The sequence below is a fragment of the Pseudomonas sp. MS15a(2019) genome (genome assembly GCF_013277805.1).
Taxonomy (GTDB): domain Bacteria; phylum Pseudomonadota; class Gammaproteobacteria; order Pseudomonadales; family Pseudomonadaceae; genus Chryseomonas; species Chryseomonas benzopyrenica.
On sequence record NZ_VBTN01000011.1, the window covers coordinates 393,836 to 418,314 of the forward strand.

At 66.1% G+C, this 24,479-nt stretch carries 20 protein-coding genes; 11 read left to right on the forward strand and 9 right to left on the reverse strand.

The features are described 5' to 3' along the window. The first annotated feature begins 35 nt into the window (after positions 1–35). The gene (locus FEZ61_RS18955; RefSeq protein ID WP_017641547.1) at positions 36–935 is read left to right on the forward strand and encodes an HlyD family secretion protein; all 900 of its coding nucleotides are present in this window, start codon (positions 36–38) and stop codon (positions 933–935) included. Between the two features lie 318 nt (positions 936–1,253). On the opposite strand, the gene FEZ61_RS18960 is transcribed toward FEZ61_RS18955, so the two are convergent. Genes FEZ61_RS18960 through FEZ61_RS18970 form a run of 3 tightly spaced genes read right to left on the reverse strand, consistent with a single transcriptional unit; the run spans position 1,254 to position 1,934 of the window. Beyond that, positions 1,254–1,415, reverse strand: a complete 162-nt coding sequence (locus tag FEZ61_RS18960) for a DUF1328 domain-containing protein (RefSeq protein WP_007160206.1) — start codon at positions 1,413–1,415, stop codon at positions 1,254–1,256. A gap of 29 nt (positions 1,416–1,444) precedes the next feature. Continuing rightward, positions 1,445–1,669 (reverse strand): hypothetical protein, encoded by a 225-nt coding sequence (locus FEZ61_RS18965; protein WP_173149989.1) that lies wholly within the window; start codon positions 1,667–1,669, stop codon positions 1,445–1,447. Between the two features lie 10 nt (positions 1,670–1,679). Next, the gene (locus FEZ61_RS18970) at positions 1,680–1,934 is read right to left on the reverse strand and encodes a hypothetical protein (RefSeq protein WP_007160204.1); all 255 of its coding nucleotides are present in this window, start codon (positions 1,932–1,934) and stop codon (positions 1,680–1,682) included. A 443-nt stretch (positions 1,935–2,377) separates the two neighbouring features. Between FEZ61_RS18970 and algB the strand changes: the two genes are divergently transcribed. Further along, positions 2,378–3,727: a sigma-54-dependent response regulator transcription factor AlgB gene (algB, locus tag FEZ61_RS18975; RefSeq protein WP_173149991.1), complete on the forward strand. Its 1,350-nt coding sequence runs from the start codon at positions 2,378–2,380 to the stop codon at positions 3,725–3,727. Next, positions 3,724–5,514 carry an ATP-binding protein gene (locus FEZ61_RS18980; protein WP_017641544.1) on the forward strand — a complete coding sequence of 597 codons (1,791 nt, stop codon included), beginning with the start codon at positions 3,724–3,726 and terminating at the stop codon, positions 5,512–5,514. The genes algB and FEZ61_RS18980 overlap by 4 nt, the downstream gene beginning before the upstream one ends. Positions 5,515–5,632: 118 nt before the next feature. Here FEZ61_RS18980 and FEZ61_RS18985 read toward each other — a convergent pair whose 3' ends face one another. From FEZ61_RS18985 to FEZ61_RS18995, 3 genes are read right to left on the reverse strand one after another with little or no spacing between them, the layout of a single operon-like run. Next, positions 5,633–7,105: an FGGY-family carbohydrate kinase gene (locus tag FEZ61_RS18985; RefSeq protein WP_173149993.1), complete on the reverse strand. Its 1,473-nt coding sequence runs from the start codon at positions 7,103–7,105 to the stop codon at positions 5,633–5,635. Between the two features lie 40 nt (positions 7,106–7,145). Next, positions 7,146–8,102 carry a transketolase C-terminal domain-containing protein gene (locus FEZ61_RS18990; RefSeq protein ID WP_173149995.1) on the reverse strand — a complete coding sequence of 319 codons (957 nt, stop codon included), beginning with the start codon at positions 8,100–8,102 and terminating at the stop codon, positions 7,146–7,148. Beyond that, the gene (locus tag FEZ61_RS18995) at positions 8,092–8,928 is read right to left on the reverse strand and encodes a transketolase (protein WP_173149997.1); all 837 of its coding nucleotides are present in this window, start codon (positions 8,926–8,928) and stop codon (positions 8,092–8,094) included. Before FEZ61_RS18995 ends, FEZ61_RS18990 begins: the two co-directional genes overlap by 11 nt. Before the next feature lie 336 nt (positions 8,929–9,264). Between FEZ61_RS18995 and FEZ61_RS19000 the strand changes: the two genes are divergently transcribed. From FEZ61_RS19000 to FEZ61_RS19025, 6 genes are all read left to right on the forward strand, one after another. Then, on the forward strand, positions 9,265–10,260 hold the full coding sequence (locus FEZ61_RS19000) for an ABC transporter permease (RefSeq protein WP_173149999.1): 996 nt from the start codon (positions 9,265–9,267) through the stop codon (positions 10,258–10,260). Between the two features lie 56 nt (positions 10,261–10,316). Continuing rightward, entirely contained in the window at positions 10,317–11,249 is a 933-nt protein-coding gene (locus tag FEZ61_RS19005; protein WP_173150001.1) for a sugar ABC transporter substrate-binding protein, read from the forward strand. A gap of 102 nt (positions 11,250–11,351) precedes the next feature. After that, positions 11,352–12,857: a sugar ABC transporter ATP-binding protein gene (locus tag FEZ61_RS19010; RefSeq protein WP_173150003.1), complete on the forward strand. Its 1,506-nt coding sequence runs from the start codon at positions 11,352–11,354 to the stop codon at positions 12,855–12,857. Between the two features lie 14 nt (positions 12,858–12,871). Continuing rightward, positions 12,872–13,636 carry an SDR family oxidoreductase gene (locus FEZ61_RS19015; protein WP_027600543.1) on the forward strand — a complete coding sequence of 255 codons (765 nt, stop codon included), beginning with the start codon at positions 12,872–12,874 and terminating at the stop codon, positions 13,634–13,636. 66 nt (positions 13,637–13,702) lie between these two features. Beyond that, entirely contained in the window at positions 13,703–14,503 is an 801-nt protein-coding gene (locus tag FEZ61_RS19020; protein ID WP_173150005.1) for an SDR family oxidoreductase, read from the forward strand. A 176-nt stretch (positions 14,504–14,679) separates the two neighbouring features. Beyond that, complete coding sequence (locus tag FEZ61_RS19025) at positions 14,680–15,630, forward strand: sugar-binding transcriptional regulator (protein WP_007160193.1); 951 nt, start codon at positions 14,680–14,682, stop codon at positions 15,628–15,630. Between the two features lie 48 nt (positions 15,631–15,678). On the opposite strand, the gene FEZ61_RS19030 is transcribed toward FEZ61_RS19025, so the two are convergent. Together FEZ61_RS19030 and FEZ61_RS19035 are read right to left on the reverse strand one after the other, a co-directional pair. Beyond that, positions 15,679–17,310 (reverse strand): methyl-accepting chemotaxis protein, encoded by a 1,632-nt coding sequence (locus tag FEZ61_RS19030; RefSeq protein WP_068384351.1) that lies wholly within the window; start codon positions 17,308–17,310, stop codon positions 15,679–15,681. Between the two features lie 94 nt (positions 17,311–17,404). Further along, a complete protein-coding gene (locus tag FEZ61_RS19035; protein WP_173150007.1) occupies positions 17,405–20,875 on the reverse strand; it encodes an acyl-[ACP]--phospholipid O-acyltransferase in 3,471 nt (1,156 codons plus the stop codon). Between the two features lie 267 nt (positions 20,876–21,142). Between FEZ61_RS19035 and FEZ61_RS19040 the strand changes: the two genes are divergently transcribed. Next, entirely contained in the window at positions 21,143–21,352 is a 210-nt protein-coding gene (locus FEZ61_RS19040) for a cold-shock protein (RefSeq protein WP_007160189.1), read from the forward strand. Positions 21,353–21,765: 413 nt separating this feature from the next. Here FEZ61_RS19040 and pap read toward each other — a convergent pair whose 3' ends face one another. Further along, positions 21,766–23,250 (reverse strand): polyphosphate:AMP phosphotransferase, encoded by a 1,485-nt coding sequence (gene pap / locus FEZ61_RS19045; RefSeq protein WP_093253731.1) that lies wholly within the window; start codon positions 23,248–23,250, stop codon positions 21,766–21,768. 199 nt (positions 23,251–23,449) lie between these two features. Between pap and FEZ61_RS19050 the strand changes: the two genes are divergently transcribed. Then, on the forward strand, positions 23,450–24,415 hold the full coding sequence (locus FEZ61_RS19050; RefSeq protein ID WP_173150008.1) for a CHAD domain-containing protein: 966 nt from the start codon (positions 23,450–23,452) through the stop codon (positions 24,413–24,415). Positions 24,416–24,479: the final 64 nt, after the last annotated feature.

Genomic DNA, 24,479 nt, shown 5'->3' on the forward strand with positions numbered 1-24,479 from the left:
GCGAACTCCTGAACCACCACACTAGGACTCCTGCCATGATCCTCAAGAAACTCTTCGGCGTGCTCTTTACCCTGCTGGTGGTCTGTCTGGCACTGATCCTAGGGCGGCTGCTCTGGGTGCACTACATGAACGACCCCTGGACCCGTGACGGCCGGGTTCGCGCCGAGGTCATCACCATCGCGCCCGACGTGGCGGGCCTGGTAACCGAGATCGCCGTGCGCGACAACCAGTGGGTCAATAAGGGCGACCTGCTGCTGCAGATCGATCCGGAGCACTACGAGATCGCCGTACACCAGGCCGAGGCCTCGGTCGCCGCCCGCAAGGCCACCCTCGCCATGCGCCAGCAGAATGCCCGGCGCCGTGCCGACATCGACAGCTTGGTGGTTTCCCGCGAGAACCGCGAAGACGCCAGCGCCGCCGCCCTGGCTGCCGAGGCCGATCTGCGCCAGGCGCAGGCCCAGCTGGAAGCGGCACGCCTCAACCTCAAGCGCACCCGGGTCCTGGCGCCGGTCGATGGCTATGTGACCAACCTGTCGGTGTTCAAGGGCGACTACGCCGCTGCCGGCGCGCCCAAGCTGGCCGTCATCGATGCCCACTCGTTCTGGGTCTATGGCTACTTCGAAGAGACCAAGCTGCCCCACGTACGGGTGGGCGCCGCTGCCGAGATGCGGCTGATGAGCGGCCAGACGCTGCAGGGCCATGTGGAAAGCATCGCCCGCGGTATCTACGACCGCGACAATCCCCAGAGCCGTGAACTCACCGCCGACGTGAACCCCACCTTCAACTGGGTACGCCTGGCCCAGCGGGTACCGGTGCGCATCGCTCTGGATCCGCTACCGGAGGGGCTGCTGCTCGCAGCCGGCACCACCTGTACCGTCGTCCTGGAAGACGCTCGCGGTGAGCGCACCTGGTGGGATGCCTTCTGGCAGGGCTGAGTACGTTCCGCCCGGTCGTTTTTTCCTTGCTCTGAAACGACAACACCCCTGACGTCGGCGGGTTTCGTTGACGACGAAACCGGTCGAATTCAGGGGTGTGGTCGTAACCAGCCCAGTCCGCTACGAGTGCGAAAGTACTCCCTGTACTCTTGGAACCCTCCCTAACTGCAGAGCGTCCCGACCATGTGGCCCTTGCGTCTCGGGTTAGGAGACGACTTCGAGGTTGCTCATTGAATCGGCTTAAAGCTGCAATCCGATGACAGAGCCTCAGCCGCCGGTCGTCACGACCGGCAGCCTGTCTTGCTCATGGGGCTGGCGTCAGGGACGACGGCGACCCATGAAGAACGACACCACGAACAACACCAGGAACAGCACGAACAGGATCTTGGCGATACTGGTGGCGGTACCGGCGATGCCACCGAAACCCAGGACGCCTGCGATGATCGCGATGATCAGGAAAGTGATAGCCCAGCTCAGCATGGTGTTTCTCCTATGTATTACAAGTGCACTCAGCGGACGACAGCACCTGTCCAGCGAGCATTGGTTTTATTAGCGAAATCCTGGGTATCCAGACTCGCCATCCATGGTTCCACAGCGGTCAGATCGAGATCCAGACCATTGAGGTTGTGCGTCTGATTGAGCGCACGACCCATCATCAAAGCACTGAGCAACATACCGATGCTCATGACCATCACTGCAGCGAACAACCCAATCACCAGCAGCATCCACATCATGGTCATGACCTCAGAATACCCAGCGGGTCTGCTTCACCAGACGGTCACCGTTGGACTGTGCCGGGATGGCTTTGAGTTCCCCACGACCTTGACTTGCCAGCGGCTTGGCTGCAGGCACCATGGCCTGGGCAGCGATGCGGGTAGAGGCGATGAGTGCCTGTTCGCGGCTGACGTCCTGGCCCTGGGGGGCAGCGACGGCAGCGCTGGCGAAGCAAGCGAAGAGCGCAGTACCTACCAAGTGCTTGCGAAGGGTCTGGCTGATCATCGGGTCTCTCCTGCAGTCCGTTGGCCCTAAGGCCGGCTTGCCAAGGAGATTGCAGACTGCGTGCCAGCTTTTCGAAAAGCTTTTTTATCTTATAAAACAATGACTTATGTTTTTCATCGGGTGTAGCCACACATGCACCTTGCAAGGTGCAACGTCTGGAGCATTGCGTTTTGCATGATGGCCAGAGGGGTATTGGAGGGCGGCCGGTTGTTCGTTTACCAGGCGCAGCGGCAAAAGTGGCCATGAGCTTCCTGTCACCCGGCCAAAAAAGCAGATTTTTCCCCTGTTCAGCCCATCGGGTTGCGTTCTGCACGACATCACTGGTGGCTTCGATGAATCGCCTAGTGGCCCAGCGGATTGCAACTTGCACGATGTATCATGGACTAATTGCCAGCCCTGCCCTTTAGTGCGTTTCGGCCCTTTGGGCCCGGAGTTTTCCCGTCATGGAACAAACCAGCGGTCGCATCCTCCTCGTGGACGACGAAGCCGCCATCCTGCGGACCTTTCGTTTCTGTCTAGAAGACGCTGGCTACAGCGTGGCCACGGCCAACAGCGCGGCTCAGGCCGAAGCCCTGCTCTTGCGGCAGGTCTACGATCTCTGCTTTCTCGATCTGCGCCTGGGTGCGGACAACGGTCTGGACGTGCTGCAGCAGATGCGTATCCAGGCGCCCTGGATGCGGGTGGTGATCGTCACCGCCCACTCGGCCATCGATACCGCGGTGGACGCCATGCAAGCCGGCGCCGCCGACTACCTGGTGAAACCCTGCAGCCCCGATCAGTTGCGCATGGCCGCGGCCAAGCAGCTGGAATTCCGCCAGCTCTCGGCGCGCCTGGAAGCCCTCGAAGGCGAGGTGCGCAAGTCCAGCGCCGGCCTGGACTCGCGCAGCCCGGCAATGATGAGCATCCTGGAAACCGCCCGGCAGGTCGCCACCACCGACGCCAACGTGCTGATCCTCGGTGAATCTGGCTCCGGCAAGGGCGAACTGGCCAGGGCCATCCACGCTTGGAGTCGGCGCGCCAAGAAGACCTTCGTCACCATCAACTGCCCGTCGCTGTCCGCCGACCTGATGGAAAGCGAGATGTTCGGCCATACCCGCGGCGCCTTCACCGGGGCCAGCGAGAGCACCCTCGGCCGGGTCAGCCAGGCCGATGGCGGCACCCTCTTTCTCGATGAAATCGGTGACTTCCCCCTGGCCCTGCAGCCCAAGCTGCTGCGTTTCATCCAGGACAAGGAATACGAGCGCGTCGGCGATCCGGTGACGCGCCGTGCCGACGTGCGCATCCTCGCAGCCACCAACCGCAACCTGGAACAGATGGTGGCGGAAAACGAATTCCGCGAAGACCTGCTCTATCGTCTCAATGTCATCGTGCTCACCCTGCCGCCGCTACGCGAACGCAAGGAAGACATCGTCGATCTCGCCGAGCGCTTCCTCGCCCGCTTCGTCAAGGATTACAACCGTCCTGCCCACGGCTTCAGCGAGGCGGCCCTGGACGCCCTGCGCAACTATGGCTGGCCGGGCAACGTCCGCGAGCTGCGCAACGTCATCGAACGGGCCAGCATCATCTGTGGCCAGGATTTGGTGGACGTCAATCACCTGGGCCTGGGTGACAGCCCGGCCACCAGCAGCGCCGCCAGCGCGCCGCGGGTCGGCGAAGCGCTGAGTCTGGAAGCCCTGGAACGCGCCCACATCGCCGCGGTGATGGCCACCAGCGAGACCCTCGACCAGGCCGCCAAGACCCTGGGCATCGACGCCTCCACGCTCTATCGAAAACGTAAGCAGTACGGGCTATGAAACTGCCGATCAAGCTGCACACCCGCCTCTTTCTCAGCATCTCCGCGCTGATCGCCGTGGCCCTCATCGGGCTGCTGGTGGGCCTGGTCAGTGTCCTGCATCTGGCCCGCGAGCAGAGCGTCCAGACCCGCAGCAACCTAGACTTCATCAACCTGACGCTGAACATGCGTCAGGAGCTGAGCAACAGCCTGTTCCAGATGCTCGATGGCGCCCCGGATCAGCAATCCCTGGTCGCCGCCCAGCAACGCTTCGAGCAGAATCTGCAACTGGTCCAGGGCGAGATGCACAAGCCCGAACAGCTGGCCGTGCTGGAAGACGTCAAGCAACGCTATGAGCGTTTCGCCGATTACCTGCGGTCGCCGCCGGGCGGTTACAACCAGTTGCGCGCCGACCCGGGTTTCCAGCAGACCCTCGACGCCTTGCGCAATCGCATCTACGACCTGCAGAAAAGCTATGTGGTGACCCTGGAGCGCATGCAAGACGAGGCCCATGACCGGGCGGTGATCATCGCCATGCTACTAGCGCTGATCGGCGTGGCCATCCTGGTCACCGGGGTGGTGACCGCCAACGGCATCGCCCGGCGCTTCACCGGTCCCATCGACGGCTTGGCCAAGGCCGCCGAGCGCATCAGCCAGGGCAATTTCGACGTCCAGCTGCCCACCTCCCAGATCGCCGAATTCACCCTGCTCAGTCGTCGCTTCGGCAACATGGCCCAGGCCCTGCACCGTCTCAGCCAGACCAATGTCGAGGCTCTAGTGGCGGGGCAACGGCGCTTGCAGGCGGTGCTCGACAGCATCGACTACGGCCTGGTGATCCTCGATCCCCAGGGCAACATCGAGCACGCCAACCCGGTGGCCTGCCGCCAGTTGGGCTGGAACGAGAACCACCTGGGCGAATCCCTGATCGCCGCCCTGGAACGCCCGGAAATCGAGGCGAGCGTGCAACGGGTGCTGGCCGGTGGCGCCCTGGATGCGGCGCCCGAGGACCTGGAGATCCGCGTCGACGACGAGGTGCGGCTGCTGGCCTGGAGTCTGACCCCGGTCAACCACGCCGACGGCCGCAGCGTCGGGGCGCTCATGGTGCTGCGCGATGTCACCGAGCAGCGCGCCTTCGATCGGGTGCGTAACGAATTCGTCCTGCGCGCCTCCCACGAACTGCGCACTCCGGTCACCGGCATGCACATGGCCTTTGGTCTGCTACGCGAACGCCTCAAGGTGGCGCCGGATTCCCGCGAGGCCTTTCTGCTGCAGACGGTGGACGAGGAAACCCATCGCCTGGTGCAGCTGATCAACGACCTGCTGGACTATTCCCGCCACCAGAGCGGCCTGCAGCGCCCGGAAAAGCTGCCGAGCGAAATCGGCGAATTGCTGGAGGCAGCCCGTGGTCGTCATGCCGACGAGGCCCGCGAGCGCGATGTCGAGCTGGCCGTCGAATTGCTGCACACGCCGCTGCCGCGGGTCAGCCTGGATCCCAAACAACTGGGCCGGGTGTTCGACAACCTGCTGAGCAATGCCCTGCGCCATACCCCGGCCGGCGGCCGTATCGTCATCCAGGCCTTGCGCCAGAACGATCAGCTGCTGATGGCGGTGCAGGACAATGGCGAAGGCATCGCCTATGCCCAGCAGGGCCGAGTGTTCGAGCCCTTCGTGCAGATCGGTAGCCAGAAGGGCGGCGCCGGCCTGGGCCTGGCCCTGTGCAAGGAAATCATCCGCCAGCACGGCGGTCGCATCGGCGTGGTCTCCCGCCCCGGTCAGGGCACCCAGATCTTCATGACCCTGCCGACCTGAGCCAGGCGGTACGGGCCGTCGTAGGTTGGGTTGAGCGCAGCGAAGCCCAACGGTGCCCGGATCGAATCCCTGTTGTTGGGCTTCGCCAATGGAGTCGTCTCAACCCAACCTACGGTCTCTACAGCAGCGTTCGCGCCAGGGCCTGGCGCCAACCGGCGTAGAGCTCGGGTACGGCATTAGCCCGCGGCTCATAGCGGCGACGTGGCCGTTCGAGATCGGCCAGGGCCGCGGCGTCCTGCCACCAGCCGAGGGCATGGCCGGCCAGATGGGCGGCGCCCAGCGCCGAGACCTCCGGCGACAGGCTGCAGATCACCGGCCGCTGCAAGAGATCGGCCTGGAATTGCAGCAGCCATTCGTTGCGCGTGGCGCCGCCATCCACCCAGAGTTCGTCCAAAGGCGCCGGACTGTCCTGCTGCATGGCGTCGAAGACGTCGCGGATCTGGTAGGCGATGGCTTCCAGCGCCGCGCGCATCAGGTGCGCCCGCCCGCAGTTCTCGGCCAGACCGCAGAACAGCCCACGGGCTTCGGCCCGCCAGTGCGGCGCGCCCAGGCCTCCCAGCGCCGGGACGAAATAGACGCCACCGTTGTCCGGCAGCGCCGCGGCTTCCGCGGCCAGGGTCTCCAGCTCTCCGGCCCCGCCCAGCAGGCGCGCGGTCCAGCCCACGGCGGCGCCGGTGTGGACGATGTTGCCTTCCAGGGCAAAGGTCGGGGTATCCCCTAGGCGCCAGGCCAGGGTGGTAGCCAGGCCATGGGCGGACACCACCGGCTCAGCGATGGGTGTCATCAGCGAAGAACCCGTGCCCAGGGTGGCCTTGACCTTGCCCGGGACGAAACCGCCCTGGCCGAACAGGGCCGCATGGGAATCGCCGATCATTGCCAGGATCGGCAGACCGGCCGGTAACGGACCCTGGGCACGGGTCTCGCCGAAGCAGCCGGCACTGGAGCGGATCTCCGGCAGCGCCGCCCGGGAAATGCCGAACAGACCCAGCAGCTGCGGATCCCAGTCACCACCGCGCAGGTCAAGCAACTGGGTACGGGCCGCATTGGCCGCGTCGATGAGAAAGCTCGTGCCACCGCTGAGTTGCCAGAGCAGCCAGCTGTCCACGGTGCCCAGGCAGATCTCGCCGGCGGCGGCGCGGGCCGTGCCGTCGGGGATCTGCTCGAGCAGCCAGCGCCACTTGCCGGCGGAAAACATCGGATCCAGCGCCAGGCCACTGCGCTGCAGGATCGTCTCGCCGTGACCGGCGGCGTGCAAGGCTTCGCACTGCGGCTGGGATCTCTTGCACTGCCAGCTCACCAGCGGACCGAGCAACTGGCCGCTGCTGCGCTCCCAGGCCAGGGCGGATTCGCGCTGATTGCTGATGGCGATGGCTGCCAGGGGGGCATCCGTCTGGGCCAGGCAATCGCCGATGGCGCCCTGCAGGGCTTGCCAGATGGCCAGGGGATCCTGCTCGGCATAGCCCGCCTGGGGATGCTCGACCGTGAGCGGCCGGGACCCGCGGGCCACGACCCGCCCGGCGCGATCCACCAGGATCGCCTTGGCATTGGTAGTGCCCTCGTCGAGGGCGAGGATCAGCGGTTCGGCGGCCATGGCAGCTCCTGTTGTTGTTCTTGTCCTAGGCGCCGGCGTATCAGCGCAGGCGCTGCACCGCAGCGACGATACCGGCAGCGTCGATGCCGTGCTTGGCGCGGGTCGGCCCGCGCGCGCCGGCGGCAGCATACTCGCCATCGGCGATGCCCAGGCGGATCAGCGGCACGCCCAGGGCGGCCTCGGCCATGACCTCGGCCACCAGACTGCCCACCCCGCCGTTGGCATTGTGTTCTTCCACCGTGACCACCCCGTCGCGGGCGGCGCAGAGGGCTTCCAGCAGGGCTTCACGCTGTAGCGGACGGATCGACGACAGGTTGATCACCTGGGCACTGATGCCCTGCTCGGCCAGCAAACGGGCGGCGTCCACCGCCTCATGGACCACCGAGCCCAGGGCCACCAGGCTGACGTCGTGTCCCTGGCGCAGCACGTCGACCTGACCGGGGACGAAGCGATAGTCGGGGCCGTGCAGATCGGGCAGCGCCTTGCCATCCAGGCGGACATAGACCGGGCCGTCGTGGGCCAGGGCGTGCTCGACGATCTGCCGGCACTCGGCGCCGTCGGCCGGGGCATAGATTTCCACGTTGCCGAAGCCGCGCATCACGGCGATGTCGTCGAGGCTGTGGTGGGTACTGGCCAGGGGACCATAGCTGGCCCCGGCGTTGAGCCCGAACATCTTGACGTTGGACCTGTTGTAGCAGACGTCCACCTTGACCTGTTCGTTGGCGCGGGAGATCAGAAAGGGCGCGGCGTTGCAGGTCACCGCCACCTTGCCGGCGAGGCCCAGGCCGGCGGCCACCCCGACCAGGGTCTGTTCGGCGATGCCGACGTTGACCAGGCGCTCCGGGAAGCGTTTGACGAAGGGGCCGATCTTGGCCGTGGAGGTGGAATCGCTGACCACCGGGACCAGGTCGACGCCGGCGTCCACCGCGGCGATGAAGGCCTCGACCATGATGCTGGCGAGATGGGCTTCGCCCGGGGTCTGGGTATCAGTGGCCATGGTCGAGCTCCTCCAGTGCAGCGGCGATCTCGTCGCCCTTGGGCACCCGGTGGTGCCATTCGGGTTTGCCCTCGATGAAGGAAACCCCCTTGCCTTTGACGGTATTGGCGATCAGCACCTGGGGCTGGCCGCGGTGTTCGCGTAGGGCCTCCAGGGCCTCTACCAGCTGGGCGACGTCATTGCCGTCGCACTCGACCACATGGAAGCCGAAGGCGCGCCACTTCTCGGCCAGGGGCTCCAGCGGCAGGATCTCGGCGGTGGGGCCGGCCAGTTGCAGGCGGTTGTGGTCAACGATCATCGTGAGGTTGTCCAGCCGATACTTGGCGGCGGTCAGCGCCGACTCCCAGTTGGAGCCCTCGCCCAGTTCGCCATCGCCGGTCAGCACATAGACGCGGCGCGGACTGCCATCGCGCTGGGCGGCCAGGGCGATCCCCGTGGCGACCGGCAGGCCATGGCCGAGGGCGCCGGTGTTGAGCTCGATGCCGGGGGTCTTCTGCCGTACCGGATGACCCGGCAGGTGGGAATCGAAGTGCTGGTAGGTGTCGAGCCATTCCGGCGGGAAGTAGCCGGCTTCGGCCAGGCAGCAGTAGAGGCCGCCGACGCCGTGGCCCTTGCTCTGGATGTAGATATCGCGCTGGGGATCGGCGAGGCGTTCCGGGGCGACGTCGAGCAGGCGGAAATAGAGGGTGGCGAGGATGTCGGTCTCCGACAGATCCGCCCCGGTATGGCCGCCGGCAGGCGAGCCGGCGTTGAGCTGGATGACGCGCCGGCGGATCAGCCGGGCCTTTTCGCGAATCTGCGCGACGTCGTACTGGAACGGATTCATCAGGCGACCCCCTCGGGTATCCGAAGCTGCAGTGGAGCAGACGCCTGCCGAAGTTTCAGTGGGCGTCTTATGAATATTTATTCGTCACTGAAAATTTATTTATCATTTAGACCTCAATCCGGGGGGGCGTCAATAGCGACGGAACGACGTCATCACCTTGTCGAGCAGGTAGGATGCGCGGCTGGATGCGGGATTGCCGAGGCCATCGCGTTCAGAAGGTGGCGATGAAAAGGCGCTTGACTTCCACTTGGAACAGGCGGAGTCTGAATTAAAAATCAGGCACGCATAAATATTCAGGCGAGCCATACACAAGAACAATAACCCCAGGAGAAGCTCGTGGACGCCAAAGCCCCGGCCGCCTCGCCACCCGCCAAGCCACTCGCCCGCCTGGCGCTACGCCTGCCCCGCAACGTCGGCGGTCCGCTGATCGGTCTGGCGCTGCTGATCGCCGTGTTCTCCTTCGCCTCGGAGTATTTCTTCTCCGTGCGCAACGCCCTCAACATCCTCGATCAGGTGACGGTACTCGGCATCCTGGCCATCGGCATGACCCTGGTCATCGTCATCGGTGGCATCGACCTGTCGGTGGGCTCGGTACTGGCCTTTTCCATGATGCTGCTGGGCTGGCTCTATCAGGACATCGGCTGGCCGCTGGGCCTGGCGATTCCCGCGGCCATCCTCGGCGGTCTGGTGTGCGGCCTGGTGTCGGGAATGCTCATCGCCAAGGCACGGTTGCCCGCCTTCATCGCCACCCTGACCATGATGTCGGTGGCCCGGGGTCTGGCCAACATCCTTACCGACGGCCGCCAGATCGTCGGTTTTCCGGACTGGTTCACCAGCCTGGCCACGGTACGGCACTTCGGCTTCCTGTCGGTCACCGTCGGCCTCTTCCTGCTGATGCTGCTGGTGGCCTGGGTGTTCCTGCGCTTTCGCGCCGGTGGCCGCAATCTCTATGCCATGGGCGGCAGCGCCGAGGTGGCGCGGTTGTCGGGCATCAAGGTGCGCACCCTCACCATCTGGATCTATGCCCTGAGCGGCGCCCTGGCGGGCCTGGCCGCGGTGGCCATGGCGGCGCGGCTGGATTCGTCCCAGCCCAGCGCCGGCCTGTCCATGGAGCTGGATGCCATCGCCGCGGTGGTGATCGGCGGTGCCAGCCTCAGCGGCGGCGTCGGCAGCGTCGGGGGCACCCTGGTGGGCGTGCTGATCATCGGCGTGCTGCGCAATGGCCTGAATCTGCTGGGGGTCTCGCCCTTCGTGCAGCAGGTGATCATCGGCATCGTCATCGCCCTGGCCGTCACCCTGGACACCCTGCGCCGCCGTAACGGGCAGCGCTAGGTCTGCTCTGCTTCGTCTCGTCACCGCAGTACAACAATAACAACGGAGTGCCATCCATGCTGACCCCCAAGAAGCTGTTGCTCAGTACCCTGTTCGCCGCCATGACCTGCACCGCTGCCTTCAATGCCCAGGCCAAGGAACTCACCGTGGGGCTGGCCGTGGCCAACCTGCAGGCCGACTTCTTCAACCAGATCAAGCAGGCCGTCGAGGCCGAGGGCAAGGCCAAGGGCATCAAGGTCATCACCGTGGACGCCCAAGGCAATTCGGCGACCCAGGTCAACCAGATCCAGGATCTGATCACCCGCCAGGTCGACGCCCTGATCTATATCCCAGCCGGCGCCACCGCCGCCGGCGTCCCGGTCAAGGCAGCCAAGGCCGCTGGCATCCCGGTGGTGGCGGTGGACCGCAACGCCCCCGATGCCCCGGGTGACACCTTCATCGCCAGCGACAGCGTCGCCGCCGCCCGCACCCTGGCCGAATACGTCGGCAAGGTCACCGAAGGCAAGGGCCGCGTAGCCATCCTCCAGGGCCAGATCGGCACCACGCCGGAAAACGATCGCGCCAAGGGCTTTGCCGAAGGCCTGGCCAAGTTTCCCGAGCTGAAGGTGGTTGCCCAGCAGCCTGCCGAGTGGGCCCAGGACAAGGGCTTCGCCGTGGCCCAGGACATGCTCCAGCGTGACCCCAACATCAACGTCTTCTTTGGTCGCGCCGACGCCATGGCCCTTGGCGCTGCCCAGGCGGTCAAGGTCGCCAACCTCGACCATCCGGTGACCATCGTCGGCTTCGACGGCGACGTGGCCGGCCTCAAGGCGGTGGCCGCCGGCACCCTGTCCGCCACCATGACCCAGCAGACCCGCAAGATGGGGCGCCTGGCCCTGGAATCGGCGGTGGCGCTCAAGGAAGGCAAGCAGGTACCCAAGGAGCAGCTGCAGGAGGCGATCCTGACCACCAAGGATAACGTCGCCCCCTTCATCGAGAACCATCCGTAACAGTAGGACTGGCCAGTGGCGGGCAGCGCCCGCCGCATCCAGCCCATGCCTTATGTGCCTTGCAATGGAGGCACCGGTTCAGCCCCCCCCTTCGGAGGCCCCATGTCCGCCGCCATGCCCCTGGAACAGCCCGCCGCCCTCAGCCTGAGAAACATCGGCAAGAAATACGCCGGCATCGAGGTGCTGAGCGGGGTGGACGTCGATATCCAGCCCGGTGAAGTCCTGGCCCTGCTCGGCGAGAACGGCGCTGGCAAGTCCACCCTGTCGTCCATCATCGCCGGCCTGGTGCCGCCCGAGACCGGTGGGCGCATGACCTGGCTGGGGCGCGACTACGCTCCGGATTCTCCCGGCGCCGCCCTGGCCGCCGGCATCGGCCTGATTCACCAGGAAATCCGCCTGCTGCCGGAGCTGACCATCGCCGAGAACATGTTCGTCGGTCGCCTGCCCATGCGCGGCGGCCGCATCGATCGAGCCTTCATGGAAACCGAGGCCCAGCGTCAGCTGGATCGCCTGGGCGTGAAGGTACCCGCCACGCGCACCGTGGCTGGCCTCAGTGTGGCCGCCCAGCAGCTGGTGGAGATCGCCAAGGCGCTGACCCTCAAGGCGCGCCTCTTGATCCTCGACGAACCCACCGCGGCCCTGGGCGGCGAAGAGACCGAATTGCTGTTCGCCCAGGTCGAGCGGCTCAAGGCCGAGGGCGTGTCCTTCATCTACATCAGCCATCGCCTGGAAGAGATCGCGCGCATCGCCGACCGGGTGCTGGTCTTGCGCGACGGTCGCCAGATCGCCCTGCACGCCACCGCCCAGGTGCCGGTGCGGCAACTGGTGGAAGAGATGGTCGGCCGCAGCGTGGAACGCATCTTCCCGGCCATGGCAGCGCCCGCTACCCGCGAGGTGCTGCGGGTGAAGGGTCTGAGCTGCCGCGAGATGCCGCTCAAGCACATCGATTTCAGCGTGCGCGCGGGCGAAGTCTTTGGCGTGGCCGGGGTGGTCGGCGCGGGGCGTACCGAGCTGGTCCGCGCCATCGCCGGCGCGGCCGAACAGGTCACCGGCGAACTGGTGCTGGAAGGCCAGGCCTGCCGCTTCGCCAGTCCCTACGACGCCATCCATGCCGGCATCGTGCTGGTGCCCGAGGATCGCAAGCAGCAGGGCGTGGTGGTCGATCACGCCATCGAGGAAAACCTCATCTATGGCAACACCGACCTGCTCGCCGGTGGCGGCTGGGTCTCGCCCGGCGGCCTGCGCGCCTTCGCCCGCAAGGCGGTGGCGCGGCTCGGCGTCAAGGGCCAGCCGGAGCAGGCCATCGCCGCCCTGTCCGGCGGCAACCAGCAGAAGGTGATCATCGCCAAGTGGCTGGCGCGCAATCCCAAGGTCTTCATCCTCGACGAGCCCACCCGCGGCATCGACGTCGGCGCCCGCGCCGCCATCTACCAGGTGATCGCCGAACTGGCGGCCACCGGCATGGCGGTGATCGTGGTCAGCTCGGACCTCGACGAGGTCCTCGGCCTGTCGCATCGGGTCATGGTGATGAGCCGTGGCCAGCAGATGGGCATTCTCGAACGTGAACAGGCCACTCCGGTGGCCGTGATGGAACTGGCGACCGCCTGACTAGGAGTTTTCCCATGCGTCTCTTCGATCTCGGCGGCCAGACCGCCTTCGTCACCGGTGCCGGCAGCGGCATCGGCCAGGCCATCGCCGTCGGACTGGCCGAGGCCGGCGCCCAGGTGGCCTGCTTCGACCTGCCCGGCAGTCGCGACCTCGCCGGTACCGTCGCGCGGATACAGGCCCACGGCCGCCGCGCCCTGGCCCTGGAAGGGTCGGTGACCAGCGCCGCCGACCTGGAAGCCGCCGTGGCCCGTACCGAGGCCGAGCTCGGCCCCCTGAGTCTCGCGGTCAACAGCGCCGGCATCGCCAACGCCCAGCCGGCCGAGGAGCTGGAACTGGAGCGCTGGCAGCGCATGCTCGACATCAACCTCACCGGGGTGATGCTCAGTTGCCAGGCCCAGGCGCGGGTCATGCTGCCGCGCGGCAAGGGCGCCATCGTCAACATCGCCTCCATGTCCGGCAGCATCGTCAACCGCGGCCTCCTGCAGGCCCACTACAACACCTCCAAGGCCGGGGTCATCCACCTGACCAAGAGCCTGGCGATGGAGTGGGCCGAGCGCGGCATCCGCGTCAACTGCATCAGCCCCGGCTACACCGCCACGCCGATGAACACCCGTCCCGAGGTGGCCGACCAGGTCAAGATCTTCGAGCAGACCACCCCGCTGGGCCGCATGGCCGAGGTGGAGGAAATGGTCGGTCCGGCGATCTTCCTCTGCAGCCCGGCCGCATCCTTTTGTACCGGGGTGGATCTCATCGTCGATGGTGGTTTCGTCTGCTGGTAACACGTCGCTGGCGATTCGGCACAGCCAGCCTGCGCCGGGCTGCCGCCAGACTTTAGGAGGTTTCACGTGGAACGTCGCTTCGCAGATCAAACCGTGGTCATCACCGGCGGTTGCCGGGGCATCGGCGAGGGTATCGCCGAGCGCTTCGGTCGTGAGGGTGCCAATCTGGTGCTGGTGTCCAATGCCGAGCGGGTGCATGAGACCGCTGCACGGCTGGTGGCCGATACTGGGGCCGAAGTCCTGCCGCTGGTGGTGGACATCACCGACGAGGCGGCGGTGGCCGACCTCTATGCCCAGGCCGAAGCCCGCTTCGGCCGCATCGACGTCTCGGTGCAGAACGCCGGGATCATCACCATCGACGCCTTCGATCGCATGCCGCGGGAAGACTTCGACCGCATCCTGCAGGTCAACACTACCGGCGTCTGGCTGTGCTGCCGCGAGGCGGCCAGGCACATGGTCGCCGCCGGGCGTGGTGGACGCCTGATCAACACCAGCTCCGGCCAGGGTCGCCAGGGCTTCATCTACACGCCTCACTATGCGGCGAGCAAGATGGGCGTCATTGGCATCACCCAAAGCCTGGCCCATGAACTGGCACGCCATGGCATCACGGTCAATGCCTTCTGCCCAGGCATCATCGAAAGCGAGATGTGGGACTACAACGACCGGGTCTGGGGCGAGATCCTCTCCACCCCGGAAAAGCGCTATGGCCAGGGCGAGCTGATGACCGAATGGGTCGGCAACATCCCCATGAAGCGCGCCGGCACCCCGGCCGACGTGGCCGGCCTAGTGACCTTCCTGGCCTCGGCGGACGCAGCCTACATCACCGGCCAGGCGATCAATGTGGACGGTGGCCTCATCATGTCCTGAGATCGCCCCCTGGGCGCCCAGGCCGCAAAAGCCTTGGCGTCCAGCGAGAGGCTGAGGGAAAATAGCGGGAAAATGCGCCTTTCTAACAGGTACGTGCCTGCTTTTCGGCGGTTCGTCATGGCCAGGCCGGCCTGGCGACCCTGGGCGCGACCTAGCCGCTGGTACCGGGAATCTGGATGAGTAACCTCGAAGAACAACGCCTGCTGACCAAGATCGCCTCCCTCTACTACGAAGAGGGACTCAAGCAGTCGCAGATCTCCGAACAGCTCGACCTGTCGCAATCCTTCGTCAGCCGCGCCCTGAGCCGAGCGCTCAAGGAAGGCATCGTGCGCATCTCGGTGCAGCGACCACGCAATTTCCACCTGGAACTGGAGCGTCAGCTGCAGCAGCGCTACGGCATCCGCCAGGCCATCGTGGTGGAGCCCACCGGCGATGACGAAGAGGCCATCAAGCAGGCCATCGGCTCGGCCGCCGCCCATTACCTGGAAACCAGCGTCACCGAGAAGGACCACATCGGCATCTCTTCCTGGAGCTCCACCATCCGCGCCATGGTTGGCCACATGCACCGGGGCAGCAGTCGCCAGGGCGCGACCGAGGTGGTGCAGCTGCTCGGCGGGGTCGGCAACAAAGGGGCTTTCGAAGCCACCCTGCTGACCCAGCAACTGGCCAATCTGCTCGGTTGCCCGGCCTATCTGTTGCCGTCCCAGAGCATCGAGCAGTCACCCGAGAGTCGCCAGCGCATCCTGCAACTGGACGAGGTACGCGAGGTCACCGAACGCTTCGCCCGGCTCACCGTGGCCCTGGTCGGCATCGGCGAGCTGGAGCCTTCGCAGCTCCTACGCAACAGCGGCAACTACCATGGCGAGGCCATGCTGGAAGTGCTGGCCGCCCGCGGCGCGGTGGGCGACATCTGCCTCAGGTACTTCGACGCCCAGGGCCGGCCGGTGCTGGACGACAGTGAAGAGACCGTGGTCGCGGTGGACCTGCCGCAACTGCTGGAGATCGACCGCGTGGTGGGCCTGGCCGGCGGCCTGCGCAAGGTCAACGCCATCCGCGGTGCGCTGCAGGGTGGCTATCTGGATGTCCTGGTGGTCGATCTGCGCACGGCCCTGGCGCTGGTGCCTTGAGCGCACCGCGCCGCTGAGGCGGGGCACGCCTGCGCTGTCTTGTGCTGCCTACAAGCGGAACTGTCGCACCGCACCGCTCAGGTCACCGGCCAGACGCGCCAGGTCGGTGCTGGCGGCCGCGGTCTGCCCGGCCCCGGCGGCGTTCTGGGTGGACAGGTCGCGAATGCTGGTGAGGTTGCGATCCACCTCGCGGGCCACCTGGGCCTGCTCTTCGGTGGCAGCGGAGATGCTCAGGTTGCGCTCGGTGATCTGCACGATGTGGCGACCGATCTCGGCCAGGGCCTCGCCGGCGGCCGCGGCCACCGTCAGGCAGGCACCGGCCTGCTGATTGCTGGTGGCCATGGCGTCCACCGCCTTGCCCGCGCCACCCTGGATGGCGCCGATCATGTCTTCGATCTCACCGGTGGATTGCTGGGTGCGGGCCGCCAGGGCGCGTACCTCGTCGGCCACCACGGCGAAACCGCGGCCCGCCTCGCCGGCCCGCGCGGCTTCGATGGCGGCGTTGAGCGCCAGCAGATTGGTCTGTTCGGCGATGCCGCGGATGACGTCGAGCACCCCGCTGATGCGCTGCACCTGGGCGGCCAGGCCGTCGATCTCGCCGCTGCTGGAGGTCACCGCCGTGTGCAGCGCGTGAATGGTGGTGAGGGTCTCCTCGACCCGGCGCTGGCCAAGATCGGCCGAGGTGCGCGAATCCTGGGCGGCGGCGCTGGCGGCAGCGGCATTGCGCGCCACCTCCTCCACCGCAGCGGTCATCTGGTTGACGGCGGTGGCGGCCTGGGCCAGTTCGTCGTTCTGCCGTTGAATGCCGCGCAGGCCGGTCTCGGTGACCGTCGACATCTCCTCGGAGGTAGACGCCAGGGTGGTGGACGACAGGGTCAGCCGCTCCAGGGTGCCGCGCAGGTTGTCCTGCATCCGCGCCATGGCCGCCAGCAGCCGGCCGGGTTCGTCACGCCCGTCCTGCTCGACCGACCGACTGAGGTCATTGGCGGCGATGCGTTCGGCCACCGCCAGGGCCTTTTCCAGCGGCCCGGTGAGACTGCGGGTGAAGCGCCAGGCCAGCAGCAGGGTACCGGCCAGGGCCGCCACCATCACCGCCACGGTGATGGCGATGGCGTTGTGGTAGCTGGCCATGGAAGCAGCGGCCAGACGCGTGACCTTGCCATCGACCAGCCCGGCGAGTTCGTTGACGGTGGCGCTCAGGGCATTGCCGCTACGGGCCATCTCGCCGTCCTGACCGGCGAGCTTGAGCAACTCGGCGTCGTTCTGGTCGTCCAGCGCCTTGAGATAGCGGTTCTGGTTGTCCAGGTAGGTGGTCAGCTGGCCGGTCAAGCGGGTGTAAACCTCACGCCCGTTGTCGCTCAGCAGCAGGGCGTCGAACTGGCGCACGTGCTGCTCCAGGGTGGCCTTGGCCGCGTCTATGGCCTTGTGCACGGCCTGGGTCTCGGCGTTGGAGGTCGCCAGCATCAGGCCCTGGTTGTGCATGCGCAGACTCAGCAGGTCGGCGCGGATCTCGCCGATGACCTGGACGCTGGGAATCACGTTGCCGACGATCTGCTCCTCGCCCTCCTTGATGACGCGATTCTGGCCCAGGGAAAACAGCCCGAGGCCGATCACCAGCAGGGCGAAGAAACCAAAGGCAACCAGGGCCCGCGGGGCGATGTTGAGGGAGCGTAGCTTCACCGGGAAGACCTCGAAAAAAAGATTAGCCTCCTCATGATCGGCCAAACGGCGTCAGGCTTTAGGGTTCACCGGCGCCGGATGGACGATTTATCGCCTAGGCCTCCCCCGCCTCGCTCAACCGCGTCTGCGCCAGACGTTTCGCGCCGGCCACGTCGGCCTTACCGGTCCCCAGTTTCGGCAGGCTGTCCACCGCCAGCCAAGCCGAGGGCAGCAGCAGTCCGCTCACCCCCTGGGCCAGCAGCGTCTTTTCCACCGCCGCGCCGTCCAGGGTGCCGGTATGCAGCACCACGATGCGCTCGCCCTTCCTGGCATCCGGCAGATTGACCGCCTGCAGCTCGATCTCCGGATCGGCCACCGCCTTGGCCAGGGCCTGCTCCACGGCGCCCAGGCTGACCATCTCGCCGCCGATCTTGGCGAAGCGCGAATAGCGGTCGACGATGGTGAGAAAGCCGTCCTCGTCCAGCCGACCCTGGTCGCCGGTCACGTACCAGCGCTCGCCGTCGATCTCGCGGATCGCCTTGGCGGTGCGCTCGGGATCGTTCAGGTAGCCCTGCATCAGTTGCGGTCCGCCGATCAGCACCATGCCCGCCTCGCCGGTGGGCAATTCGGCAAGGGTCTGGGGGTCGACGATCTTGAAGCCGGTCCCTGGCAGCGGCATGCCCACGGTGCCGAGCTTGCCGCCACGCTGCACCTGCAGGTAGCTGACGTCCAGGGCGTCGGGCAGGTTGACCGACGCCACCGGCGCGGTCTCGGTGGCGCCGTAGCCTTCGTAGATGTCCTGGTTGAACTTGAGCTTGAAGGCCTCGCGCACCGCCGGATCCAGGCGCTCGGCACCGGCCACCACGATGCGCAGACTCTCCAGCATCAGCGGATGCACCTTGGTGTTGCGCACGAACAGCCGCAGGAAGGTCGAGGTGCCGCAGAGCACCGTGGCGCGATGGGTGGCCACCGCCTTGGCGATGCCGGCCACGTCGGTGGGATCGGCCTGGCAGACCACCGGCACCCCCTCGATCAGCGGCAGGAACTGGGTCACGGTGAGGCCGAAGGCGTGGAACAGCGGCAGCGAGGCCATGAAGACGTCGTCGTCCTGGGTGTTGAGCACGTCCGAGGTCTGCTTGAGATTGGCCATGAGGTTGCTGTGGCTGAGCATCACCCCCTTGGGCGTACCCTCGCTGCCACTGGAGAAGAGGATGGCGGCGGTGGCCGCGGGATCGTGGGCGCGGCTCACCAGCACCTGCAGCATGGCGGTGGGCAACAGCCAGACCGCCAGCCAGTTGGCCAGTAGCTCGGCCTTGCCGATGCCGGCGCGCAGCTCTTCCAGGTCCACCACCTCGCGTCCGGCCAGCAACTCGTCCACCGGCAGGCCGCGTTTGCGCAGGCGGTCGAGAAAGCGCTTGGAGGTGTAGACGGTACGGATACCGGCCTGGTCCAGGCCGGATGCCAGCGCCTCGGGCGTGGCCGTGTAGTTGAGATTGACCAGGGTCTTGCCGGCCAGCAGCACCGCCATGTTGGCCAGCATGCCGCCGCTGCTGGTCGGCAGCAGCAGGCCGAGATTGGCCTCGGGCCGCTTGCGCATCCGCCGCGCCAGGCAGGCGGCGCCGGTGAGCGCCTGGGCGGCCTTGAGCGGCGCGCCCAGGTCGTCGATCAGCGCCAGGCCATTGGGCCGGCGCTTGACGCTGGCGACCCAGGCATCGGCCAGCGACGGCAGGCCCTGCATGTAGCGCTCCCAGGAGCGAATCGACAACTCGAAGATCCGCCGCTTGAGCACATCGGCCGGAGTGTCCTTGGGCAACGCCTTGCCGAAGGCCACCACCACCTCGCGGTGCAGCGGGCTGTCCCGCAGCTCCTTGAGCTTGCTGGAAGAGCGCGAGAACTGGCTGCCCCAGAGGCCGCGCAGGTAGAAGGGCACGATCTGCACCTCGGGACCGACCCGCTCGCAGGCCTTTTCATAGCCGCGGCGGAATTCGCCGAGCTGACCGGTGCGGCTGATCGCCCCTTCCGGAAACAGGCAGACCACTTCGCCGGCGCTCAGCAGCCCGGCCACCTGCTCCAGCGCCGCGCCGGCGCCGCTGCCCTGGGCGATGGGCAGGCAGCCCATGGCCTTGAGAAAGGGCTTCAGGTACCAGCGCTCGTAGATGGCGCGCAGCATCACGAAGCGTACCGGGCGCGGACTGGCGATCTGCACCATGGCCCAGTCGACCCAGCTGATGTGATTGCCCAGCAGCAGCACCCCGCCCTGGGCCGGCAGGTTCTGCAGGCCCTGGACCTGGATGCGGTAGTGCCGGGTGACCATCAGACCGAGCAGGAAACGCACCAGACTCTGGGGCAGCTTCCACACCGTGTAGGCGCCGCCGATCAGCGCCACGGCGGCGATCAGCAGCAACAGCCAGCGACTGTCCAGGCCGAGCAGAGCGATCACCGCGGTGAGCACCAGAAAGCTCAGCATGGCGACGTTCTGCACCCAGTTGTTGGCCGCCAGCACCGTGCCGAGCTGGTCCTCACGGGCATGGAACTGGATCAGAGCATTGAGCGGCACGATGAACAGCCCACCCATCAGCCCGATGAAAATGAAATTGAGCGCATGCACCAGCGCCGAACTGGGCGCCGGCAGCCACCACAGGCCAAGGGCGATGCCCAGGGCGCCCACCGGGATCAGCCCGGTCTCGATGCGCCCGCGGGAGGCCCGGCTGGCCAGCGCCGAGCCCAAGGCGATGCCGATGCCGGCGCAGGCCAGGATGCCTTGCAACAGCAGCACGTTGTCGATGCCCAGGTGATCCTTGGCATAGGCCGGAAAGCTCGCCAGCAGCACCTGGCCCACCGACCAGAACACCGCCAGGCCGATGATCGACAGGCGGATCACCGGATTCTCGCCGATCACCGCCAGGTTGCGCCGGGCGGTCTGCAGCCGCAGATAGGCATGCCAGTCGAAGGGCTCGCGCGGCTTGGGCTCTTCCAGCAGCGGCAGGCGATAGAGCAACGCCACCTCGGCCAGGCTGCAGAGCACCAGCAGCCAGCCCAGCGGCGCGATGTCCTGCAGGATCGCATGGGGCGTGGCATGGCCCTCGCCCAGGTGCAGCTGGAAGAAGGCGGTGAAGACCACGGTGCCGGCCAGGATGGCGATGATGGAATTGGCCTGCACCAGGCCATTGCCCTCGGCCAGCCGCTGCTTGCCGAACAGCGCCTTGATGTAGCCGTACTTGGCCGGCGAATAGAAGGTCGCCTGGATGGCCAGCAACAGCGTCATGGCGAAGGCCAGTTCGAACAGCCCGGCATAGTAGGCCAGGGTGATGCCCAGGGTGATGGCCACCGCCGCCCAGCCGCCGAGTCGCAGCACCCACACCTTGGCGAAGCGATCGGCTACATGGCCGGAGGGACTGAACAGCAGGATAAAGGGCAGCAGCATCATGCCGTTGACCAGGGCGGTCAGCACCACCTGGGTGGAACCGTCATAGACCTTGAACACGGTGTTCTGGATGACGATCTTGTGGCCAAGATCGACGAAGGCGTTGAGAAAGACGGCGATCAGGTAGGGCCAGGCCCCCTTGATCCGGTGCAGCTTGTCCATGCGGAGTCTCTTTCGAGCAGGGGAATCCGTAGCCTGAGTGAGACGCCCTGGCAGCGCAAGCAGCGCCACTGGTCAACAAATATGCGAATCAGGGCTATACAAGCTCGCGAAAGCGAGTATGGTGTGGGCACTGCTACTGCAATAGTTACTCGATACCTGCTTGATGTTGCTTCATTTTCATCTCCTGGCTCGTCTCACTCTCGCATTACAGTCCCGCTAGCGAATGTCTCGCTAACGTGGTTGTTCCCCCTACACCTGGAGATACTCATGTCCAATCGTGAAAATGGCACCGTCAAGTGGTTCAACGATGAGAAAGGCTACGGCTTCATCACCCCGGAAAGCGGCGCCGACCTGTTCGTGCACTACCGCTCCATCGAAAGCGCCGGCTTCAAGAGCCTGAGCGAAGGCCAGAAGGTCACTTTCGTGGCTGTCAAAGGCCAGAAGGGTATGCAAGCTGACCAGGTTCAAGTCGTCTAACGACTGATCCGGTTGCAGAAAGGCCCCGCTTCGGCGGGGCTTTTTCGTTTCTAGGATTTGGTGGTTGCCTGGCTTGCGCTATTCAGCTGATTAGCGTGCCTGCTGAAGCCTTTAATTTCGCCCACCCGGGCGAGTCACTTTTGCCAGTCGCGGCAAAAGTAACCAAAAACGCTTGCCCCTCCATCGGCCCCGGCTGCGCCGGGGTTCGTTCGCTCCATCGCCGCTCCAGGGGCACGCCACGAAGGGCCATCCATGGCCCTCGCGACTCTCGCGGCATCCATGCCGCTCAACCCCCTACGCAACGATTCCGCTCACCCTTCTGGAAAGGGGCGCATTCTCCGCGCCTGCACGTCTACGATAAACGTCGTGAGATAGGTATGAAGCGAAGCGCCTAGCCCACAGGCAGCAGCCTTTCAACCTTTGTCATACGCCCTTTCTAGCGCCTCGTTGAGTGTCCTTAGCACCTTAACCCGCGCGAAACGCTTGTCGTTGGCCTCCACCAGCGTCCAGGGCGCGATGGCGGTGCTGGTCTGCACCACCATGTCGTTGACGGCCTGGCTGTAGAGGTCCCACTTGTCGCGATTGCGCCAGTCGTCCTCGGTGATCTTGAATCGCTTGAAGGGCGTTTCCTCGCGGGCACGAAAGCGCTCCAGCTGAGTGTCCTGGTCGATGGCCAGCCAGAACTTGGCCAGCACGATGCCGGCGTCGTGGAGCTGCTCCTCGAAGTCGTTGATCTCGCCATAGGCCCGCTGCCAGTCGGCGACCGGTGTCAGCTCCTCGACCCGCTCCACCAGCACCCGGCCGTACCAGGAACGATCGAAGATGGTGAAATTGCCCAGCCGCGGAATGTGCCGCCAGAAGCGCCAGAGATAGGGCTGGGCGAGTTCCTCGTCGCTGGGCGCGGCCACCGGGACGATGCGGTACTGGCGCGGATCCAGGGCGCCGGTGACGCGGCGGATGGCGCTGCCCTTGCCGGCGGCATCGTTGCCCTCGAAGGCCGCCACCAGGGCATGACGGCGATACTTCTTGTCGCGCAGGCGCCGCGCCAGGCGGGCCTGCTCGGCGAGCAGCTGGTCTTCGTAATCGGCCTTGTCCAGGCGCTGACTCAGGTCCATGGCCTCCAGCACGCCGCGGCCATCCACCGGCGGCGGCAGCACGGCGGCGGCCCGGCGCTGCTTGCGCGGCTTGTTGGCCAGGGCGCGCTGCAGCGCCTTGAGCAGCACGGTGCCGACGGTCAGGCTGCGAAAGCGCTCGTCGAAACCGGGCACCACGTGCCAGGGGGCGTAGTCGTGATGGGTCCGCCGCACCACCCGCTCGCCCTCCTTGACGAAGCGGTCGTAGACCTTGGCCTGGCGCCAGTCCAGCGGACTGAGCTTCCAGCCCAGGCGAGGATCGTTCTTGAGGTGCTTCAGGCGCTGCTTGAGCTGGGGCTTGGAAAGATGGAACCAGAACTTGAGGATCAGCGCGCCCTCGTCGGCGAGCATCCGCTCGAAACGCTCCGCCTGGCCGATGGCGGCATCCAGTTCGACGCGACTGAGCGCCTTGTTGACCCGCCCATGCAGCATCTGGCTGTACCAGTTGCCGAAGAAGACGCCGGTCCGACCCTTGCCCGGCAGGCGCTGCCAGTAGCGCCAGGCCGGCGGGTGCTGGCGCTCCTCGACGGTGGGCTGCAGAAAGGTCTCGACGCGGATCAGGCGCGGATCCATCCACTCGTTGAGCAGCTTGACCGTCTCGCCCTTGCCCGCACCCTCGATGCCATTGATCAGTACGATCACCGGGAAACGGCCCTGCGCCTTGAGTTCGTATTGGGCGGCCAGCAACGCTTCGCGCAGCTTGGGCAGCTTGGCGTCGTAGGTGGCCTCGTCGAGCAGGTGTTCGTTTTCGGCGGCTTCGAACATCCGGATCTCCTCGCTCTGGTGGTCGGGCAACTATAGCCCTTCTGACCGGCCAGGCGGCAGGCGGTGCCCGCTGCTAGATCTCATGAAGGAAATATGACGTTTAGATGAAATTTGGCATCTCCCGCTGTCGTGGAGGTCTTTCTTACCGTTACGCTCCCGCGTAGCGCGGGTCTGCAGTCCACCTATTGAGGAGATTTCGATGGCCTTTCGTTTCGATGCGCGGCAAGCAGCTGACGAGGAAGTCCGCCGCGTGGTGACGGATCGTCTGGTACAGGCTGAGACGTCCCTGGCGAGCGGTACCCCCAAAGGCGTCCACGAGACGCGCAAGCGACTCAAGGAACTACGCGCCCTCTTGCGGCTGTTGCACGGCGCCCTGGGCAAGCGCGCCTTCGCCAGTCGCAATCGGCGCCTGCGCGACCTGGGCCGCCAGCTGTCGTCGCTACGCGACAGCGCCGCCCTGGTGGAAAGCTGGGACAAGCTGGGTGAGTCCGACCGCAAGAGGTTCGCTTCGCCGGCCATGAAGCGGGTGCGCCAGCGCCTACAGGAGCGCGCCGACCAGCAGATCGCCGCAGCCAGCGGCCATCCCGAGTTGCTTGAGGAACTGACCGCCCTGCGCGAGGAAGTGGCTGGCTGGAAGCTCTCCGGCAAGGGCTTCGGGCTGTTCGCCCGTGGCCTGGAAGACAACTACAAGGCCGGGCGTCAGGCGCTCAAGACCGCCCGCGACAAGCCCACCGACGAGACCCTGCACGACTGGCGCAAGCGGGTGAAGGATCACTGGTATCACACCCAGCTGCTCGCCGCGGCCTGGCCAGCGGAATTCAAGACGCGCCAGAAGAGCCTCAAGCGTCTGTCGGAATACCTGGGCGACGATCACGACCTGGCGGTGATGCAGCTGTTGCTGGAAAGCGAGCCGACGCTGTTCGGCGCCAGCAATACCCGCCTGGCCATTGGCGAGAGCCTGGCCCAGCAGCGCGAGCGCTTGCAGCTGAAGGCCTTTTCCCTGGGCCTGCGTCTCTATCTGGACAAGCCCACCGCCCTCGCCGAACGCTGGCGGGACCTCTGGCGATTGGCCAGCCGCCCCTATGAGTCGCGCAAAGCCAAGCCCAAGAGCGCCAAGGCCCCTGCCGGGCTGTTGCCACACCTGGTCGAAGAATCGTCAGTCTAACGCCTGGGCCAGACGGATCTGTCGCACGTGGTGGTGGTCCAAGGTCAGGACATACCACCACGAC

Bases quoted from the DNA above. Each gene is read 5' to 3' on its own strand.
- FEZ61_RS18970 (WP_007160204.1), bottom strand. From the start codon at position 1,934: ATGATCAGCCAGACCCTTCGCAAGCACTTGGTAGGTACTGCGCTCTTC.
- algB (WP_173149991.1), top strand. From the start codon at position 2,378: ATGGAACAAACCAGCGGTCGCATCCTCCTCGTGGACGACGAAGCCGCC.
- FEZ61_RS19015 (WP_027600543.1), top strand. From the start codon at position 12,872: ATGCGTCTCTTCGATCTCGGCGGCCAGACCGCCTTCGTCACCGGTGCC.
- FEZ61_RS18960 (WP_007160206.1), bottom strand. From the start codon at position 1,415: ATGCTGAGCTGGGCTATCACTTTCCTGATCATCGCGATCATCGCAGGC.
- FEZ61_RS19050 (WP_173150008.1), top strand. From the start codon at position 23,450: ATGGCCTTTCGTTTCGATGCGCGGCAAGCAGCTGACGAGGAAGTCCGC.
- pap (WP_093253731.1), bottom strand. From the start codon at position 23,250: ATGTTCGAAGCCGCCGAAAACGAACACCTGCTCGACGAGGCCACCTAC.
- FEZ61_RS19005 (WP_173150001.1), top strand. From the start codon at position 10,317: ATGCTGACCCCCAAGAAGCTGTTGCTCAGTACCCTGTTCGCCGCCATG.
- FEZ61_RS18955 (WP_017641547.1), top strand. From the start codon at position 36: ATGATCCTCAAGAAACTCTTCGGCGTGCTCTTTACCCTGCTGGTGGTC.
- FEZ61_RS18990 (WP_173149995.1), bottom strand. From the start codon at position 8,102: ATGGCCACTGATACCCAGACCCCGGGCGAAGCCCATCTCGCCAGCATC.
- FEZ61_RS19040 (WP_007160189.1), top strand. From the start codon at position 21,143: ATGTCCAATCGTGAAAATGGCACCGTCAAGTGGTTCAACGATGAGAAA.
- FEZ61_RS18980 (WP_017641544.1), top strand. From the start codon at position 3,724: ATGAAACTGCCGATCAAGCTGCACACCCGCCTCTTTCTCAGCATCTCC.
- FEZ61_RS19010 (WP_173150003.1), top strand. From the start codon at position 11,352: ATGTCCGCCGCCATGCCCCTGGAACAGCCCGCCGCCCTCAGCCTGAGA.
- FEZ61_RS18965 (WP_173149989.1), bottom strand. From the start codon at position 1,669: ATGATGTGGATGCTGCTGGTGATTGGGTTGTTCGCTGCAGTGATGGTC.
- FEZ61_RS19035 (WP_173150007.1), bottom strand. From the start codon at position 20,875: ATGGACAAGCTGCACCGGATCAAGGGGGCCTGGCCCTACCTGATCGCC.
- FEZ61_RS19025 (WP_007160193.1), top strand. From the start codon at position 14,680: ATGAGTAACCTCGAAGAACAACGCCTGCTGACCAAGATCGCCTCCCTC.
- FEZ61_RS18995 (WP_173149997.1), bottom strand. From the start codon at position 8,928: ATGAATCCGTTCCAGTACGACGTCGCGCAGATTCGCGAAAAGGCCCGG.
- FEZ61_RS18985 (WP_173149993.1), bottom strand. From the start codon at position 7,105: ATGGCCGCCGAACCGCTGATCCTCGCCCTCGACGAGGGCACTACCAAT.